Genomic DNA, 17,718 nt, shown 5'->3' with positions numbered 1-17,718 from the left:
GATGTTGCAAAGGTTATTAGTATTATTATAAGTATTATATGCAAAAAGTATGCTAAAGTAGCCCCTTTCTAATAAAGTAGGGGGCTTGCTCAATTTTTCAACAACTGTAAACCTCATCTTGTTTTTTGGTAGATTTGTATTCATCCAAAAGTTTATAGGATTACTATGCCCGATTTTTCGCACTTACACGTACATACCCAGTTTTCATTGCTTGACGGCGCTGCTGATATATCTAAGTTATATAAAAAAGCGGCTGCGGATGGTATGAAGGCTTTGGCTATTACCGACCACGGTAATATGTTTGGCGCATTTAAGTTTGTGGCCGAAGCAGGTAAGCATAATATTAAACCCATAGTAGGCTGCGAGTTTTATGTGGTAGAAGACAGACATAAAAAACAATTTACCAAAGAAAAGAAAGACGTACGCCGTCACCAGTTATTGTTGGCAAAAAATCCACAGGGTTACAAAAATCTGGTAAAGATCTGTTCTTTAGGTTATATGGAGGGCCTTTACAGCAAATGGCCGCGTGTTGATAAGGAGCTTATTGAAAAATATCATGAAGGCTTAATTGCTACTACCTGCTGCATTGGTGCATCTGTACCGCAAGCAATATTGAGACAAACAGAAGATGAAGCCGAAGCCGAATTTAAATGGTGGCTGGATCTTTTTGGTGAGGACTATTATATAGAATTGCAGCGCCATGATATCCCCGAGCAGCATACAGTTAACGCGGTATTGCTTAAATACGCTAAAAAATATAATGTAAAAGTTATTTGTTCTAACGATTCACACTATGTAGATCAGCAGGACTCGAACGCGCATGATATTTTACTATGCGTAAATACGGGCGATATGCAAAGCACGCCGATAGCTACCGATGAAGAAGGTGGTAAAGGCTATCGGTTTGGTTTCCCTAATGACCAGTTTTATTTTAAAACGCAGGAAGAAATGGGCAAACTGTTTCATGACCTGCCCGAATCATTAGATAATACCAACGAGATTGTTGACAAGGTTGAGGTGCTTAAATTAAAGCGCGACATATTACTGCCAAACTTTGTTATCCCTAACGAATTTAATATACATACCACCGCTGATGCGGATACCCTCAACCAATGGGAATATTTAAAGCACTTAACCTTTACCGGGGCTAAAGAGCGCTATGTTGACCTAACTCCCGAAGTTGAAGAACGTATCAACTTCGAGCTTTTCACCATCCGCACTATGGGCTTTGCCGGTTACTTTTTAATTGTAGCCGACTTTATCAGGCATGGCCGTGATATAGGTGTGTTTATTGGTCCCGGTCGTGGTTCGGCAGCGGGGTCGGTGGTTGCTTATTGTACGGGGATAACCAATATTGATCCGTTAAAGTATAATCTGCTATTCGAAAGATTTTTGAACCCCGACCGTAAGTCGATGCCCGATATTGATACGGACTTTGATGATGCCGGCCGCCAGAAAGTTATTGACTATGTAGTTGATAAATACGGCAAAAACCAGGTAGCGCAAATTATCACCTATGGCTCCATGGCCGCACGTACCAGCATACAGGATGTGGGCCGGGTGCTGGATATGCCGTTATCAGATGTAAATGCGCTGAAAAAACTTGTTCCCGAAACGTTGGGTATTACCCTGCAAGGCGCTATTGACCAGGTACCCGAATTGCAGGCAATCTATAAAGCTACGGACCTGCGCGGAATTGTTTTGCGTGAGGCGGCAAAGCTGGAAGGCTCTGTACGTAATACAGGCGTGCACGCTGCGGGTATTATTATTGCACCTTACGATTTGACAGACATTGTTCCTGTCGCGGTAGCTAAAGACTCTGACCTGTTGGTTACTCAATATGATGGCCGTGTTATTGAAGATGCCGGCGTTATCAAGATGGACTTTTTAGGTTTGAAAACTTTAACCATTTTGAAAGACGCGTTAAGGCTCATCAAACAAAATCACGATGTAACCATCGATATAGATTATATACCACTGGATGACCTGAAAACCTTTGAGCTTTACCAGCGCGGCGATACCAACGGCACTTTCCAGTTTGAAAGCGACGGAATGCAAATGTACCTGCGCGATCTGAAGCCCGATAAGTTTGAAGACTTAATAGCCATGAATGCCCTGTACCGCCCGGGGCCGATAGAATATATACCATCATTTATTAAGCGTAAGCATGGCTATGAACCGGTAGCTTTTGATCTTCCGGATATGGAAGAATACCTGGGCGAAACCTATGGTATTACCGTTTACCAGGAACAGGTGATGCTTTTATCGCAAAAACTGGCAGGTTTTAGTAAAGGCGATGCCGACGTATTGCGTAAGGCAATGGGTAAAAAGCAAATTGAGGTGCTTAATAAAATGGAGTCGCAGTTTATGGAGGGCGCCACCGCAAAAGGTCACCCTAAAGATAAACTAACCAAAGTTTGGAATGACTGGAAAGCATTTGCCCAGTACGCGTTCAATAAATCACACTCTACCTGTTATGCCTTTGTGGCCTACCAAACGGCCTATTTAAAAGCGCATTACCCGTCTGAGTATATGGCCGCGGTTTTAAATAATCAAAATAATATGGAGAAGATAACCTTCTTTATGGAAGAGTGCCGTAGGATGGGGGTTGAGGTTTTAGGACCGGATATTAATGAGTCGGACATGGCTTTCGCGGTTAACAAAAAGGGCCAGGTCCGTTTTGGATTGACCGGTGTTAAAGGCGTAGGTGATAAAGCAGTTGAAAGCATTATTGAAGAACGTTTGGAACGTGGCCCGTACAAATCAGTATATGATTTCGCCCAGCGCTCAAACACACGCAGTGTAAACCGTAAATCATACGAGAACCTGGTTTATGGGGGCGCATTTGATGAGTTTGGTTTGAACCGGGCGCAGTTCTTCGCCAAAACAGAGAATGGTATTTTAACAGGTGTTGAGCGTTTAATAAAATATGCTAACGATTATCAGAATACACAAAGCACCACACAGTCGTCGTTATTTGGCGGTTCAGTAGCATCCTATATACCCGAGCCATCCATGCCCGATGCAGAAGAATGGCCTTTAATAGAAAAGCTTAAATACGAGAAAGAAGTTATCGGCATATACCTAACCGGCCACCCGCTTGATAATTATAAGCTGGAGATGGAAAAGTATTGCAATACTACTATCAGCGAGTTGAAAAATATGCAGAAAGCACGTTCGGGCGAAGGGGGTGAAGAGGTAATGGCAGCCTTTGCACAATTACGTAAGCGGGGCGAGGTTTATATTGGCGGGTTGGTAGGCAACGTTCAGCATAAAATGACCAAGACCGGTAAGCCTTTCGGCACTTTTGTGTTAGAGGATTATAATGAATCGTACGAGTTCGCGCTGTTTGGCGAGGATTATGTAAAATTCAGGAACCTGATGGTTGATGGTTACTTCCTGCATATTAAAGGAAATATCGAAGAGAAATTTCGCCAGAAAGATAACTGGGACCTGCGTATAGCTACCATGAGCCTGTTATCAGAAATGCGCGATAAGTTAACCAAATCTCTAACCGTGTATTTGGAGTTGAATGCTTTAAACGACCAGCTATTAACGCATATACAGGAGGTGATTGAAACCAACAATCAAAAATATCCAATGAAAAACTGTACGCTGCGTTTCAAGATACGTGATGAGGCTATGCTGGTAGAAATGCCTTCGAAAACCTATAAGGTAAACCCGAGTGATGATTTAATGGCTGATATTTTGAGCTTGACTAATTCGGCAGCGGTGTTGAATTGATAAAGTGGAATTATAAAGTTACTGAGAGACTGTCTAAAAAAAACGATAAGAAAGGCGTCATTGCGAGGAACGAAGCAATCTCTATGTAGGACATTCAAACAAGAGTTTGCCTTTTTGAGCTGGGCCTTGAATAACATTTTTCACTATTGATTAGCGAGTGCAGAGATTGCTTCGTTCCTCGCAATGACGGCGTGGTTTGTAATTTAGATATATATTTGAATGAAATTTAGATAGTTTGTAAGTCAAAAAATAATATTCTCTCAGGTGTCTCAGTGAGAGACTCTTTCGTCACCCCAAAATCAAAGTGCATAAATATACCTGTTGTTAGTAATTTCTTTGTCAGATTGTCAGGTATACACTTGTGGCAAGCAATTTGAATAGTATATATTTGTATAACATAAATAAAGAAAAATTATGGCTTTAGAAATAACTGACGCAAACTTTGAAGAGCTTGTGCTTAAATCAGATAAACCGGTATTGGTAGACTTTTGGGCAGAATGGTGTGGCCCTTGTAGAATGGTTGGTCCGGTGGTTGAAGAAATATCAAAAGAATATGCCGACACAGCTGTTGTAGGCAAGGTAAATGTTGATAACAACCCGGGTATATCTGTAAAATATGGTATCCGCAATATCCCTGCTTTATTATACTTTAAAAACGGCGAAATTGTAGACAAACAAATTGGTGCAGTACCAAAATCTGTATTAGCAGGTAAATTAGATAAGCAATTGGCTTAATCATTATATCATAAAGTATTTAAAAAGCGTTACAATTTTGTAACGCTTTTTTTGTTTATATAATTGTACTTTTAGTGGTAATGAAGCTACCATGTACTTTGTTAAGTTTTATTTTGATGCACATGGTGGTTTTGTTTCTTTATATTGTATGTCGCAACTAAATGATGATCAGCAAATACGGCATTTAGCCAACCTCGAGCTTTTGGCCCGCCAGGTGGTTGAGGGTTTTATAACCGGTTTGCACCAAAGTCCGTTTCATGGTTTTTCGGTAGAGTTTGCCGAACACCGTTTATACAACAACGGCGAGTCGGTAAAAAATATCGACTGGAAACTACTTGCCCGTACCGATAAGTTGTTTGTTAAACAATTTGAGGAAGAGACCAACCTGCGCTGTTACTTATTACTGGATACATCATCGTCCATGAATTTCCCCGATAAGGGAATTGACAAATTGCAATTTTCCATCTATGCTATAGCCTCGCTCATGTACCTGTTCAAAAAACAGCGTGATGCGTTTGGGTTGTGCTTATTTTCGGATAAAATAGATTGGATGAGCCCGGTAAAATCGGCCTCTACACACCTGTTTTACTTATATGCCGAACTGGAGAAGTTGTATAGTAATCCTAAAACAAATACACAAACAAATATTACCAATGTATTGCACCATGTTGCCGAGCAAATACACCAGCGCTCATTGGTTATTATATTTAGCGATATGCTGGAGAATAATCTCGACTCCGAAAAAATGCAGGCATTATTTGCTGCAATCCAGCATTTAAAATTTAATAAGCATGAGGTAGTAATATTTAATGTGAACGATAAGCAAAAAGAGCAAAACTTTGACTTTGATAATCGTCCGCACCATTTTATTGATATAGAAAGCGGCGAAGAAGTAAAGGTGCATCCGGGTAAAATACGCCACGCGTACCAAACCTCATTACAACATTACAAGCGCGAGTTAGAACTAAAGTGTGCCCAATACCATATTGATATAGTTGATGCAGCTATACAGGATGGATATTATAATATATTAAAGTCATACCTTATTAAACGCAATAGTATGGTATAAGTGGTTTAATTATTGCCAGTAATAGTTGCATATTAATAAATTACCTAATTAACTAAAAAAAATTAGCCAAATCAATTTATACATGTTTGTGTTAATTATAAAACTATTTTATAACATATATGAAGTTAGCTGTTGAACGTAAACCCGTAAGAGTTAATCCAGATCCTAAACGTGTTATTGCAAGATTCTTCTTTAATGGAAATGATCGCGCCAAGGAAGTGTTAGAGCGTGTAATTGGTATAAGCGAGGAAGTTGCTTTCAGTATCATTTCTCCATTATTACAGGAATACTCTAAACGACATAGAAACATTACCCGTGTTTTAAACCGCCATTGCAGTAAATTAAAGCCGCTTTTTACAGAACTTAATATTGATTACGATACACTTACCGTGTATCGTAAATTGCTTATTGGTTCGTACTTTACGCACGAATATTCCATTGAGTCTGCTGCGTTTTTTAATCCTTCAATAATCCAGGACCCTGATCAAACCGAATTATCGGAAGGCGAAAGACGTGTTATTATGAGTTTCAGGGCAGTAGGCGAGGGGCATATTTCATCTATTACTTTCCGCAGGGCACTGATAGATAAAAATAATAATATAACAGTTTTGCCAGCCGGTAATTATATTGATGAGGCTGAAATTGTTCGGAATGCGGTTTATAATAAAAAGCTATTTTTCGATAAAGCCGTTATTACCCAAATAAATATTGATGTGTTGAATGAGCTGGAATCAAAACTTGACCACCATTTTGAATACTCAAACCTGCGCCGTATAATAATCGACTCGCAAAGGCTGCAGGAAAGTGATATGAAAAAACTGGAGTATGATAAAGTATTATGGCTTGCTGATTCTTATTATGAAATAGTTTTCTCGCTTGATACAGATATATCAGACCGGGTAATTTTCCCTATATCTGAATATGAACGTAAAGGTATTGAAGATGCCCGATTTGTAGAATTTGTAAACGAGGATGGCAGCTGTGTTTATTATGCTACTTACACTGCTTACGATGGCGCATTGATAATGCCAAAACTATTACAAACAACCGATTTTTATAATTTTAAAATAATGCCTTTATATGGTGCCGGTGCCCAGAATAAAAATCTGGCTCTTTTCCCACGCAAAGTAAACGGCAAGTTTGTTATGATATCGCGTATTGATGGGTGCAATAATTATATCATGTATTCGGATAAGATCAATATATGGAAAAACCCCATCTTATTACAAAAACCAAAATTTAGCTGGGAATTTGTACAAATAGGCAACTGTGGTTCGCCTATTGAGACAAAACATGGCTGGATAGTGATAACTCATGGTGTGGGCCCCATGCGCCGCTATGTGCTGGGTGCAAGCTTGCTGAAGCTGGATGATCCGGCTGTTGAAATTGGAAGGCTTAAAGAACCCTTGCTTATTCCTAATAACGATGAGCGTGAAGGTTATGTGCCTAATGTTATTTATTCCTGCGGATCAATAATCAATAACAACAAACTTATTATACCCTACGGCTTATCAGATTATTCAACTTCATTTGCCGAGGTTGACCTGGATGAGCTAATGGCTAAGTTTAAAGAAGACGGATTGAGTTAGATTCGGCTTCATCTTTAATTAATATGTAGTAAATAATATACATTGTAACTACGTAAAATACACCCCCCTGCCTTTGCAGCTAATAGATAATCACTATTTAATAAACATAGTTTACAGTTTTATAACAATGTAAAAATTTGGCATAGCCATTGTTTAATAAATATTAGCACTATTTAATTAATAATGTGGATGTTATAATATTGCATGGAAAAAAATTATTAAGACTATGGATCATTTTAGGGAGATAAAAAACTGCCTTACCTGGCATAATGAGGGCAAGTTTGAGGTTGAGTTAATTAATGGGATAATAACAAGACTTAATTTTTGCGAACCCGGAAAGGGCACTGATGACACGGGCAAATGCCTTACATCAGTTAATTATAAATACTTGCAGGCAGTTCACTCCTGTCTTGGCGATCTGTTTACTTTTATTGAAGAAGAAAACAAAAGATTAGGATATAGTTATGCGCGCGAAGTTGAGATTGCGCAATATCATACAGGAGAGGAGATTCATGATAATTATCAATCTGAGACTAAACTAAGGCCATTGATTAATTATAATCATCAATTGGATGAAAACCCAATAGAAAATAAAGAATCTCTTGTAAGCCAGCAGGACCGTACACAACAGGATATAGAATTGATTGCTTAAAAAGGTTAAGCCCCTAAAATTTTATGGTAAAGCTTAAAATAATCAGCAGCCATTTTATCGCATGAAAATTGTGATGTGGCCCAGTTATAACAATCAATTCTTTTGATGTTTTTTAGATCCTCAACTGCATCTACAGCTTCATTAATTGTATTTACTAAAAAGCCGGTCTCTTTGTTCTTAATTAACTCGGGCATCGAGCCTTTATTGAAGGCAATTACCGGTGTGCCGCAAAGCATTGCTTCTGCCACGCTTAAACCAAATGGTTCATTAAAGTTAATGGGGTGTAGTAAGGCCATTGCATTTCCTAATAAAGCGTTTCTCTTTTTGGGTTCAGCGCTGCCTATGTAGTCAATTTGCTCACTAAGTTGTGGCTCTATTTTTTCTTTAAAATACCTCTCATCCTGAACAATGCCTGCTATTAATAGTTTACGCTTACTTTTTTTAGCAATTTCAATAGCTTCGGCAGTTCCTTTATCGGGGTGTATACGGCCAAAGTAAAGTAAGTAGTCTTCCGGATTATTGTTAAACTCAAAACCCGTAGCATCCAAACCGTTGTAAATGGTAGCTAAATAATTAAGCTCGGGGCTTCTGTCTGAATTACTTATAGAAACATAATTACCTGTAGAATTATACTTTTTATATACCGGAATAATATGTTGCGACGAAAACCCATGTATAGTTGTAATAATGGGTGTCTTTATCAACCTCGAATAGGTAAGTGGCAAAAAATCAAAATTGTTATGGATGATATCAAACTGGTTAGCCTTTTCCATCAGGTTACTGATGTGTAAGCACTCTAAAACTTTAGCATCCTGCGTGCGGTCTTCTTCATAACCTTTGTTACAAATAAAATCAAGCTTACCGGCTGTAATAGAATCGCCTGTTGCAAACAGGGTAATATCTATCCCGAGCTTTATTAAACCTTCTGCTATATTTGATGTTACCTGCTCCCATGGCCCATAATGCCTGGGCGGCGTGCGCCAGGCAACAGGGGCTAATATGGCTGCTTTCATCTAATACCTACCAATTTCTTCGAAACTTTGTTATACTCGTATTCCAGTTCAAATGCCTGCAATACTGTTAAGTGCGATATTAAATAAGCTAAGGTGCTTTCTGCACCTTGATTACGATTTATGCCTGTTGGTAATAACCCGTCGCAACAGCCTTTGGTTTCATGGTCATATAATGGTGCTCTTAAAGTGTTTTCACCAAGGAACCATTTATAGCATAAAAACATTTTTTCAATGTGTTCTGGCTTGCGGAATAGCTGGTAAGCCTGGAAATGCATCAATACCATAGCCATGGTCTCAATGGCCTGCTGGTCAAACGTTGGAAATTTACCGCCGCGATAATACCAGCCATCATTACCAACCGGGCTTAAATAACCATTTGATAGCGTTAAATTATCCAAAAAACTCATTGTTTTTAAAGCGATCTCTTTTACTCTTTCATTACCCGTTACATGGCAAGAATGTAATAGGGCCAATGGTAATATGGCATTGTCATAGGTCATGCTTTCTTCAAACCATTCCCAATCATCCGAGCGGGTTTTTTCGTATGCATCAACTAAAGGATTGGTAAGGCGCATTAACTCATTTATCATACCTTCATCAGTAGGGTGAAGTTGTAAATACATGCTTATGCCTATGATTGTATTGGCCATCCCTCTTAAATATTTTAAATTACAGAAATGAGGGAAAGATCGTTGAAATATCTCTGTAGCAAATTCACGGTATGAGTTATTTGAAGCATAGCCAATTAAATAACCCAGGCTCCAGATGGTACGGCCAAATGAATCTTCCGAACCAACCTCATCCAGGTATTCCCTGTTAAAACTTAAAAAATTGCGAAAATTACCGTCATCCGTTTGCATATAGTGGATATAGCTTAAATAGATAGGTAACAACTCGAATGCTTCTTTACTGTTATTACGCTGATAAGCCATCAGTGCCATAATTAATGCCCTTGAGTTATCATCTAAACAATAGCCTTCTTTTAAATTAGGTATGCCAAATTTAGCATGTTGTACAATACCGGTATCGTCAGTTAAACGCAAAACGTGGGTTAAACTAAACTTAGGCATTATTTCGGGGTCGACAATACTGTTTTTTAATATCTTATCCCTAAAATCATGCTCAAAGCAAGCCTCTTGTGCCACCTTAATAAATTCGGCACCTATAACAGGCCAACGTAAATGCAAACCATACTCGTATGCATTTTCTTTTAATTCGTTTAACACTCTTTCCTGGTCCAGCAATTCAATTACTATATCGGCAAGCGCGTCGGCATTTTTAAAATCGAATAATCTTCCTCGGTTATTAGCCAGCAATTCGGTTGCATGCCAATAGGGGGTAGATACTACTGCCGAACCGGCACCAATAGCATAAGATAATGTTCCGCTGGTTATTTGAGCCTCATTTAAATAAGGCGTAACATAAATTTCGGTTGCTGACAGGTATTGTATCAACTCTTCTTCGGTTACAAACTTGTTAATAAAACACAAGTTTTGCGATACGCCAAGTTGGTTTGCTAACGTTTTTAAGTGGTCCCTGTATTCCTCGCCCGAGTTTTTTATTACACCCGGATGTGTATTTCCTAAAACCACATACATCACGTCAGGATGTTTTTTAACTATACGCGGTAATGCTCTTACTACCGTTTCCAAGCCTTTGTTACGGCTTATTAAACCAAATGTTAGTAATACCCTGCGATTTTTAAATGGTGTTAAATTAAGGATCGGGTTATCTTCAGGAGCTTCCAAATCCGGAACGCCATGTTCAATTATTTGTATTTTTTCGATAGGGATGTCATAAACGTTTATTAGAAATTCCAATGCCCGTTTGCTCATTACAATTATTTTTGCCGACTGCTCGGCTACCTCGCGTATAATAACACGTTGTACATAGCTGGGATCTTTTAATACCGTATGTAGTATAGATATTAAAGGTTTTTCTAACCGGTTTAATAGCGGAAGTATGTATATCCCGCTCTCACCACCATAAATACCAAATTCGTGCTCTAGTATACAAGCATCGGCATTGCTGGTATTTATATAGTTAGCAGCCCTTATATAATCTTTTTGGTGGTTTTGGCGTATAGTATATTTTACTTCTTCGGGATATTCATATTCATGAACATTTTCAGAATCCGTTAATGCTACAATAAAATCGCCACGTAATAAATTTCCTCTTTCAGGAAAATTAGCGCCGATGGCGCGCATTAAACTTTGATTAAATGTCGCGATACCGCATTCACGGGGCGGATAGGTTGAGATGTAGGCTAATTTCATATTTTTTGGCAGTACGTTAATTCGGGTCATTTTTGTATTAGTAGATGTTTTTAAGTAATTGTATAGTAAACTGACTTTAAAAACGTGCAATTGTGACCAAAAAACTGTTGTTTTTACACTTTTAATGCACTTTTAACAGCATACCTGATATTTTGCATAAACCATACCAACATTATATTAATAGATTGAAGGATAGGAGAAACAAATAAGATATAACAGCCAGTTAATAATAATAACTTATTGCTTCTACGATTGTTTGACAAGATTTTTTAATTTCATCAGAAACTATAATTAGCGGGGGAGCTATGCGCATAGAATTATCGCAATGTAAAAACCAATCGGTAATTACCCCGTTCTCAATGCAACGGTCAATTATTTTTTTGTTGAGGTCAAAATTTTCCAGCTCAATAGCAAGCATCAGGCCTTTACCCCGAACTGCTTTTATTGCCGGGTGGATCAATAAGCTGCGCATCAGGGTTTCTTTTTCCGGTACTGTTGCCGTTAAATTCTCATTGATCAATACTTCAAGAGCTGCCAGCCCTGCAGCACAGCATACCGGGTGCCCGCCAAAAGTAGTTATATGACCTAAGATAGGATTTTCTTTAAATGCAGACATTATTTGGTTTGATGCTATAAACGCGCCTATAGGCATGCCGCCGCCCAGTGCTTTGGCCAGCAACAATATATCAGGCACAATACCAAAATGTTCAAAGGCAAACAGTTTTCCGGTACGGCCAAAGGCCGCTTGTATTTCATCTAATATTAATAACGTTCCGGTTTCATCGCAACGCTTGCGCAGAGCTTGCATATAGGCAACATCCGGAACACGTATACCTGCTTCGCCCTGTATGGTCTCAATAATAACGCACGCGGTTTGATTGGTAACCAGGGCAAGGTCATTGATATTATTAAACCGGATAAAATTAATCCCCGGTAATAACGGGCGATAAGCTTGTTTAAAATCTTCATTGCCCATTACGCTCAACGCGCCATGCGTGCTGCCATGATAAGAGTTATAACAGGCGACGATTTGCTGCCGGCCGGTATAGCGCTTAGCCAATTTTAGCGCGCCTTCAACTGCTTCGGTACCCGAGTTTACAAAGTATACCGATTGTAAGTTTTCAGGAAGCAGCGAAACTAACTTCTCTGCAAAGCGTACTTGTGGTGTTTGTACATATTCGCCATATACCATTAGGTGCATATATTTATCAACCTGTTGTTTAATGGCATTAATAACATATGGATTGCTATGACCCAAATTGCTCACGCCTATACCAGATATAAGGTCGATATAAGCTTTCCCCTTTATGTCATATAAGTTTACCCCTTCGGCACGTTCAAATTCCAGCAGAAGCGGAAAGTCTGTGGTTTGCGCGTTATTGGCTAAAAATAGTTGGCGAAGAGTAAGCATATTGCCCAAAAATACAAAAGGCTTACCACTTATGCGGTAAGCCTTTTATTGTTGTATGAATATTTCTTATTTAGGCTGCTCGTGTAGCTTCCTTATCAGCTCATCGGTAAATTCGCGTTCGCTTTTTATCAATTGGCTTACTTTTTCGGGAGGTAATATTTTTAAAAACTCATCATTATAATGCTTGCGTATGTTTATCAGTTGCGCATCATAATCCATATCTTTTTTAATTTGTTCGGATCCGTTAGCCTGCGCGTCCGAATTGTTCAGGCGTTTTAATCTCCTAACTTCAAAAAGCTCATTCTGGTACTGTCTGTACATGGGCCAAAATCTTTCACCCTGTTCGCGCGAAAGCGAAAGCTGCTGGCCAATAAAGCTTTCTTTAACAACCTGTATGCGGCGCATACCAGGATTTGGTTGCTTTATAACCCTGTTATTAAAATTTTGCCGCTGTACTGGCATATGTAAATTTTGCGCAAAAGCAGTACAACTAATAAACAATATTAATATAACAAAGATATGTTTAGCAAACTTATTCATTTGTTATAGCTCATTATTGATTGTTATCTGTATAATCTTGTAAAGCTGCTTTTAAATCAGCTGCGTTAACCGGCAGGTTTTCGTCTGTAACGGTGTGTTGGGTTTCATTGGCATCAACGTTTTCATCCAAATAACTTTGAATTTCATTTACCGGAACTGCCGATAATTCTTTATGTAAAAAAGAACGGTCATGAATAGCCGTAGGCGATTGCAGCTGAAAAAAAAGGCCGGTACCTAACATTAAAATAACACACGCGGCAGTAGCATATTTAAAAGCGGTTGATGATATCATTCTAATCATCGCGCTTTTGGGTTTTACTACACCCTGGTTAACGGTTTTGTTTAATATGTTTTTATTTAATTGGCTAAAATAATTCTGCGGAACTGTAAATGTATCTTCGGCATTATTTACTGCCTGTTCAATCAATAAACGGTTTTGTATTTTACTTTTTAACTCCTCAAAATAATTTGCCGGAACAGTAAAGCCCGTGTTTTCCGGGTTTAAAATAGTTTCAATATTAATTCTGCTTTTTATAGTACTGCCCAGGTCCTCAAAATAATTTTCAGGAACGGTAAAACCATTTAAAGGTGTAGTGTTTTTTATTTCATCCAGTTTAATACCCGATATGATGCGCTCTTTCAGCCCATCAAAATAGCCATCAGGCACTGTGAACGCATTAGTTGTGCTAACTTGTTTTAGTGACAAATAATCATCCAGCCATTCTTTATTTTCCATATCGCTTGCCATAATTACTTTTAGATGAAATTTATATGAAAAGGTTTAAACGCAATTTAAATTTAGTCTTCTGCCAATAAAATGGCCTCAATTTTTTTCACCGCCAAATGAAATGAAGCTTTTAACGCCCCCACACTTGTACCCAGCACTTGCGACATTTCTTCATACTTCATATCTTCATAATACTTCATATTAAATACCAGCCGTTGTTTTTCGGGCAAGGTAATTATGGCATTCTGTAATTTTTTTTGTGCTGCATCACCATTAAAATAGGTAGAATCGGCCAGTGTATCAGCCAGGTCATAAGCTACATCATCTAATGAAATATTGTTTTTTTGTTTTTTCTTATTCAGAAAAGTTATGCACTCGTTACTGGCTATCCGGTACATCCAGGTGTATAGCTGCGAGTCGCTGCGGAAACCGCCAAGGTTTTTCCAAACCTTAATAAACACATCTTGTGCCAGGTCATCAGCATCATCATGGTCTATAACCATGCGGCGAATGTGCCAGTAAATTTTTTGTTGATATTTATTGAGTAATAGGTTAAATGCTTCGTTCCGGGTCTTTTCGTCCTGGAACTTGCTTAGTATCTCTGCATCTTCAACCTGTGTAAGCATGTACAATAATATTTATTTTTTAGTATAATAGTTATTCAGGTCTTTTGTTTTTATTATAATAACTATAGCTGCTAAAGTACTATTATTTTGTTTATAGCAACTGCCCACTTAAACGGCGAAGCCTATCACGAACGCATTATAGCAGATCAAGCACTTGTTGTGATGATGCTTTGGTATCCACCTTATCTATTATTGTTTGGATATTGCCATCGGCATTTATAATAAAAGTTGTACGCATGGTGCCCATATACTTTTTGCCATACATGTTCTTTTCGCCCCATACGCCGTAAGCTTCAACAATGTGATGATCTGTATCAGCAATTAATGGAAAAGGCAAACTATACTTGGTCTCGAATTTTTTGTGCGATTTTTCATCATCGGTACTAACACCTATCACTTCAAACCCTTTACCCGCCAACGACTGGTAATTATCCCTGAAATCACAAGCCTCGGCCGTACAGCCGGGGGTATCATCTTTTGGATAAAAATAGAGGATAACAGTTTTGCCTTTAAAATCTGATAAAGAAACAGATTTGCCATTTTGATCTTTCGCGGTAAAATCCGGGGCCTTGTCGCCTGTTTTAAGTGTTGCCATTATCTGTAAAAATCTGCGTTGAATTGTGAAACGTTATTTTTATTGTCGCCAACAGTTAACTCAAACACATGTTTACCGGCAGGCAACTTACCATCAAAGGTATAACTTAGTATCCTGCTTTTATAATTCCATTCCATTAAAACCCATTTGCCATCTATTTTGCCATTGTAAGTTTTTACCCCCGATAAATTATCGCCTATTTTTAAAAATATGCCGGTAGATTGAGTCATATTACTACCATTGTGGATATTTAGCGGCGTTATGTATGGTGCCGTAGTATCTAACTTTATATAATAATCACCAAACACACGGGGCTGTGCTTTTACATAACCATTCTCATATATACTGCTATCGCAAACACCGTTGGTGTTAACTATGGTGGCTTTATCAGCAAATTTACCCAGGTCAACATCGGGTTTTATCCACAGATCATACTTGTCATGTATAGGAGTAAAGCGGTTATGTATATGGTGAACAGCCGAATAGGCACCCACCGGTTTTTGTGACGAAGCTGAATAAGTAAAATCTACATCATCATATAAATTGCCAGGCATAACAGATACTTTAACCTTATCTGTACTAAAGTCATTTTTTTGATCGTAATGAAATAATATACCCGCCGGTTTAGCTATAGCAGGAGCGTGCAATAAATGTTTTGAACGTACTTTAAGCGTTAGAGTTGATGTATTACCTGCAACATCTTTAACTACATATTCTATTTCGTGCAGGTTATCATCATCAAAATTAATTATGCCGCGATTAACAGATTGCGGGTAAAGCGATATTTTACTGCCCGGCAGTATAAAGCACTTTTGTATAAATCGGTGCTGCGTTAAAAAGGCAGGGTAATCTATATAACCATTTATAGCATGGGTTTGATCAAAGGCGAAACGTTCGGCAGCAAAGGTATAAACGTCATTACCATCCAGCTTTAGCTGGATAGAATAAACGTTGTTATGGTTACCCGACACACTGTTCATATCGTTAGCAGAAATGCCAAAACCAATATCGCCATTTAGTTCAATCACCTTAGGTTTTGTTAAATGATAATTGCCTGCCGCACCGGTAACCGGTAAAAATTGGTGCGGTGTATTTTCGCTAAAGGGCCGCCCGTTTAAATGGTAAATAGCTATGGCGCTTATAGTAGGCGGTATCCTGTCTGGAATAGTGACGCCGAAAAGTTGCGGATTTATTGTCTCTTCTGTTTTGGTATCCCTGGTTTCAAAGTGCAGGTGCGGCCCTGCTACACCGCCCGATTGTCCTGAAATAGCAATAATGTCATCTTTACATACCCGTATTTGCTCTGGTGGCAGCGCAAAATCAACCTCGAACAATTGATGCTCGTATTGATAGTCGCGCACGGCATTAGCAATCTGTGGGCTAAAACGTTCATTATGCATATAAACCGTGGTAAAGCCATTAGGATGGGTAATATAAACTATGTTGCCGCCGCCGCCAAATTGTACCCGCAGCCGCGACACATAACCGTCGGCAGCAGCATGTACGGGGTAACCGCTTCGCTGGTTGGTTCTGAAATCTAAACCAGAATGGAAATGATTTGGCCTTAATTCGCCAAAACCCCCTGCCGTGCTGGGTGGTAAATCAAGCGGATAACGAAAAAACCTTTTAGGATATTCTCTGCTTTGTATCGGGTTTTGTGCCTGGGTAGAATTGTATTTTAAAAATAATAAGAGGATGAAAAATATTCTTTTCATTTAGATATTATCGATAGGGGATGTGTTAAATAAATGCTTTAAATGAACGTTGTGGTGCCGAACTTATTTCGGCATCACCTATATAAAGTTATTGAGGTGTCATTGGCAGCCCGTCGAAATGTGCGTAAAGGCCCTTTCCGACAGGCTGACAACGCTTTTTACTTTATATAAAAATCCATAAGCTTCTGATCTTCCAAATAGCCTTCCAGCCTGTCGCCAACGCTTACTTTTGCAACACCCTGCGGGGTGCCGGTAAATATCAGGTCGCCTTTTTTTAAGGTGATGTATCTGGAAACAAAGGCAATTATATATTCAAAAGAGAAGAGCAAATTTTTTGTGTTGCCAATTTGCCTGCTTTCGCCGTTAACGTCCAGGTGAAAATTAAGGTCATAAATATTTTTGAATTGGGCTTTGGGCAGAAAATTACTTATAGGGGCAGAGTTATCAAAGGCTTTTGCCAGTTCCCACGGCAGGCCCTTTTCTTTGTGCCGTGACTGAATATCGCGCGCGGTAAAATCTACACCCAGTGCAACTTCGTCATAATATCCGGCAGCAAATTTTTCGTCGATGTGCTTGCCTTCTTTACTTATTTTTAATACAATCTCTATTTCGTGGTGTACATCGTCAGAAAAATCAGGATGGTAAAAAGGCTTATTATCTTTTAATAAGGCGGTATCAGGTTTCATAAATATTACCGGGATGGTAGGTACCGGGTTATTCAGTTCTTTGGCGTGTTCGGCATAGTTGCGGCCAATGGCAATAATTTTCATGTGTGTTTTAGTGAGTGATGAATAGATTAGCGATTGAATGAATAATTTTTTGAATATGCAAATAAATGAATTAATTTAAAATGTTTAATGATTGAAAATTAAACGTCAAGAGCTTATGTAAGAAACAGTGTATGCAAGTGTTCCGGGGTGTACCAAGGTGTATTCACCTGTACCTGGTACAGTACACTCACTTCTTTGTGATTGCCCGGTTATTGCAGTATTATGGTTCTTAACCGGATAGCTAATTGCTAAACAC

Annotated in this window: 14 protein-coding genes; 5 read left to right on the top strand and 9 right to left on the bottom strand. The window is 38.8% G+C overall.

Annotated features, from left to right (window positions below; translation table 11 throughout):
* Positions 1-165: 165 nt before the first annotated feature.
* From dnaE to JWR23_RS11390, 5 genes are all read left to right on the top strand, one after another.
* On the top strand, positions 166-3,744 hold the full coding sequence (gene dnaE, locus JWR23_RS11410) for a DNA polymerase III subunit alpha (protein ID WP_299516185.1): 3,579 nt from the start codon (positions 166-168) through the stop codon (positions 3,742-3,744).
* A gap of 414 nt (positions 3,745-4,158) precedes the next feature.
* Entirely contained in the window at positions 4,159-4,479 is a 321-nt protein-coding gene (trxA, locus tag JWR23_RS11405; protein WP_214071573.1) for a thioredoxin, read from the top strand.
* Between the two features lie 148 nt (positions 4,480-4,627).
* Positions 4,628-5,548 (top strand): DUF58 domain-containing protein, encoded by a 921-nt coding sequence (locus JWR23_RS11400; RefSeq protein ID WP_299516184.1) that lies wholly within the window; start codon positions 4,628-4,630, stop codon positions 5,546-5,548.
* Positions 5,549-5,667: 119 nt separating this feature from the next.
* The gene (locus JWR23_RS11395; protein WP_299516183.1) at positions 5,668-7,137 is read left to right on the top strand and encodes a glycoside hydrolase family 130 protein; all 1,470 of its coding nucleotides are present in this window, start codon (positions 5,668-5,670) and stop codon (positions 7,135-7,137) included.
* Between the two features lie 226 nt (positions 7,138-7,363).
* Positions 7,364-7,789, top strand: a complete 426-nt coding sequence (locus JWR23_RS11390) for a hypothetical protein (protein WP_299516182.1) — start codon at positions 7,364-7,366, stop codon at positions 7,787-7,789.
* A 5-nt stretch (positions 7,790-7,794) separates the two neighbouring features.
* Here the strand turns inward: JWR23_RS11390 and JWR23_RS11385 are convergent, their stop codons facing one another.
* From JWR23_RS11385 to JWR23_RS11345, 9 genes are all read right to left on the bottom strand, one after another.
* Complete coding sequence (locus JWR23_RS11385) at positions 7,795-8,802, bottom strand: glycosyltransferase family 4 protein (protein ID WP_299516181.1); 1,008 nt, start codon at positions 8,800-8,802, stop codon at positions 7,795-7,797.
* On the bottom strand, positions 8,799-11,078 hold the full coding sequence (locus JWR23_RS11380; RefSeq protein WP_299516180.1) for a glycosyltransferase family 4 protein: 2,280 nt from the start codon (positions 11,076-11,078) through the stop codon (positions 8,799-8,801). The genes JWR23_RS11385 and JWR23_RS11380 overlap by 4 nt, the downstream gene beginning before the upstream one ends.
* Positions 11,079-11,301: 223 nt before the next feature.
* Positions 11,302-12,489, bottom strand: a complete 1,188-nt coding sequence (locus JWR23_RS11375; protein ID WP_299516178.1) for an aspartate aminotransferase family protein — start codon at positions 12,487-12,489, stop codon at positions 11,302-11,304.
* 66 nt (positions 12,490-12,555) lie between these two features.
* Entirely contained in the window at positions 12,556-12,951 is a 396-nt protein-coding gene (locus JWR23_RS11370; protein WP_299516177.1) for a hypothetical protein, read from the bottom strand.
* Positions 12,952-13,042: 91 nt separating this feature from the next.
* Positions 13,043-13,765, bottom strand: a complete 723-nt coding sequence (locus tag JWR23_RS11365) for a hypothetical protein (RefSeq protein WP_299516176.1) — start codon at positions 13,763-13,765, stop codon at positions 13,043-13,045.
* 62 nt (positions 13,766-13,827) lie between these two features.
* Positions 13,828-14,382 (bottom strand): sigma-70 family RNA polymerase sigma factor, encoded by a 555-nt coding sequence (locus tag JWR23_RS11360; protein WP_299516174.1) that lies wholly within the window; start codon positions 14,380-14,382, stop codon positions 13,828-13,830.
* Between the two features lie 136 nt (positions 14,383-14,518).
* The gene (gene bcp, locus JWR23_RS11355) at positions 14,519-14,977 is read right to left on the bottom strand and encodes a thioredoxin-dependent thiol peroxidase (protein WP_299516172.1); all 459 of its coding nucleotides are present in this window, start codon (positions 14,975-14,977) and stop codon (positions 14,519-14,521) included.
* Complete coding sequence (locus tag JWR23_RS11350) at positions 14,977-16,692, bottom strand: M23 family metallopeptidase (protein WP_299516170.1); 1,716 nt, start codon at positions 16,690-16,692, stop codon at positions 14,977-14,979. Before JWR23_RS11350 ends, bcp begins: the two co-directional genes overlap by 1 nt.
* A gap of 158 nt (positions 16,693-16,850) precedes the next feature.
* Entirely contained in the window at positions 16,851-17,462 is a 612-nt protein-coding gene (locus tag JWR23_RS11345) for a fumarylacetoacetate hydrolase family protein (RefSeq protein ID WP_299516168.1), read from the bottom strand.
* Positions 17,463-17,718 lie beyond the last annotated feature (256 nt).

It is taken from the genome of Mucilaginibacter sp. (genome assembly GCF_028288205.1).
Taxonomy (GTDB): Bacteria; Bacteroidota; Bacteroidia; order Sphingobacteriales; family Sphingobacteriaceae; genus Mucilaginibacter.
This window is presented reverse-complemented; position numbering and strand designations above follow the sequence as displayed.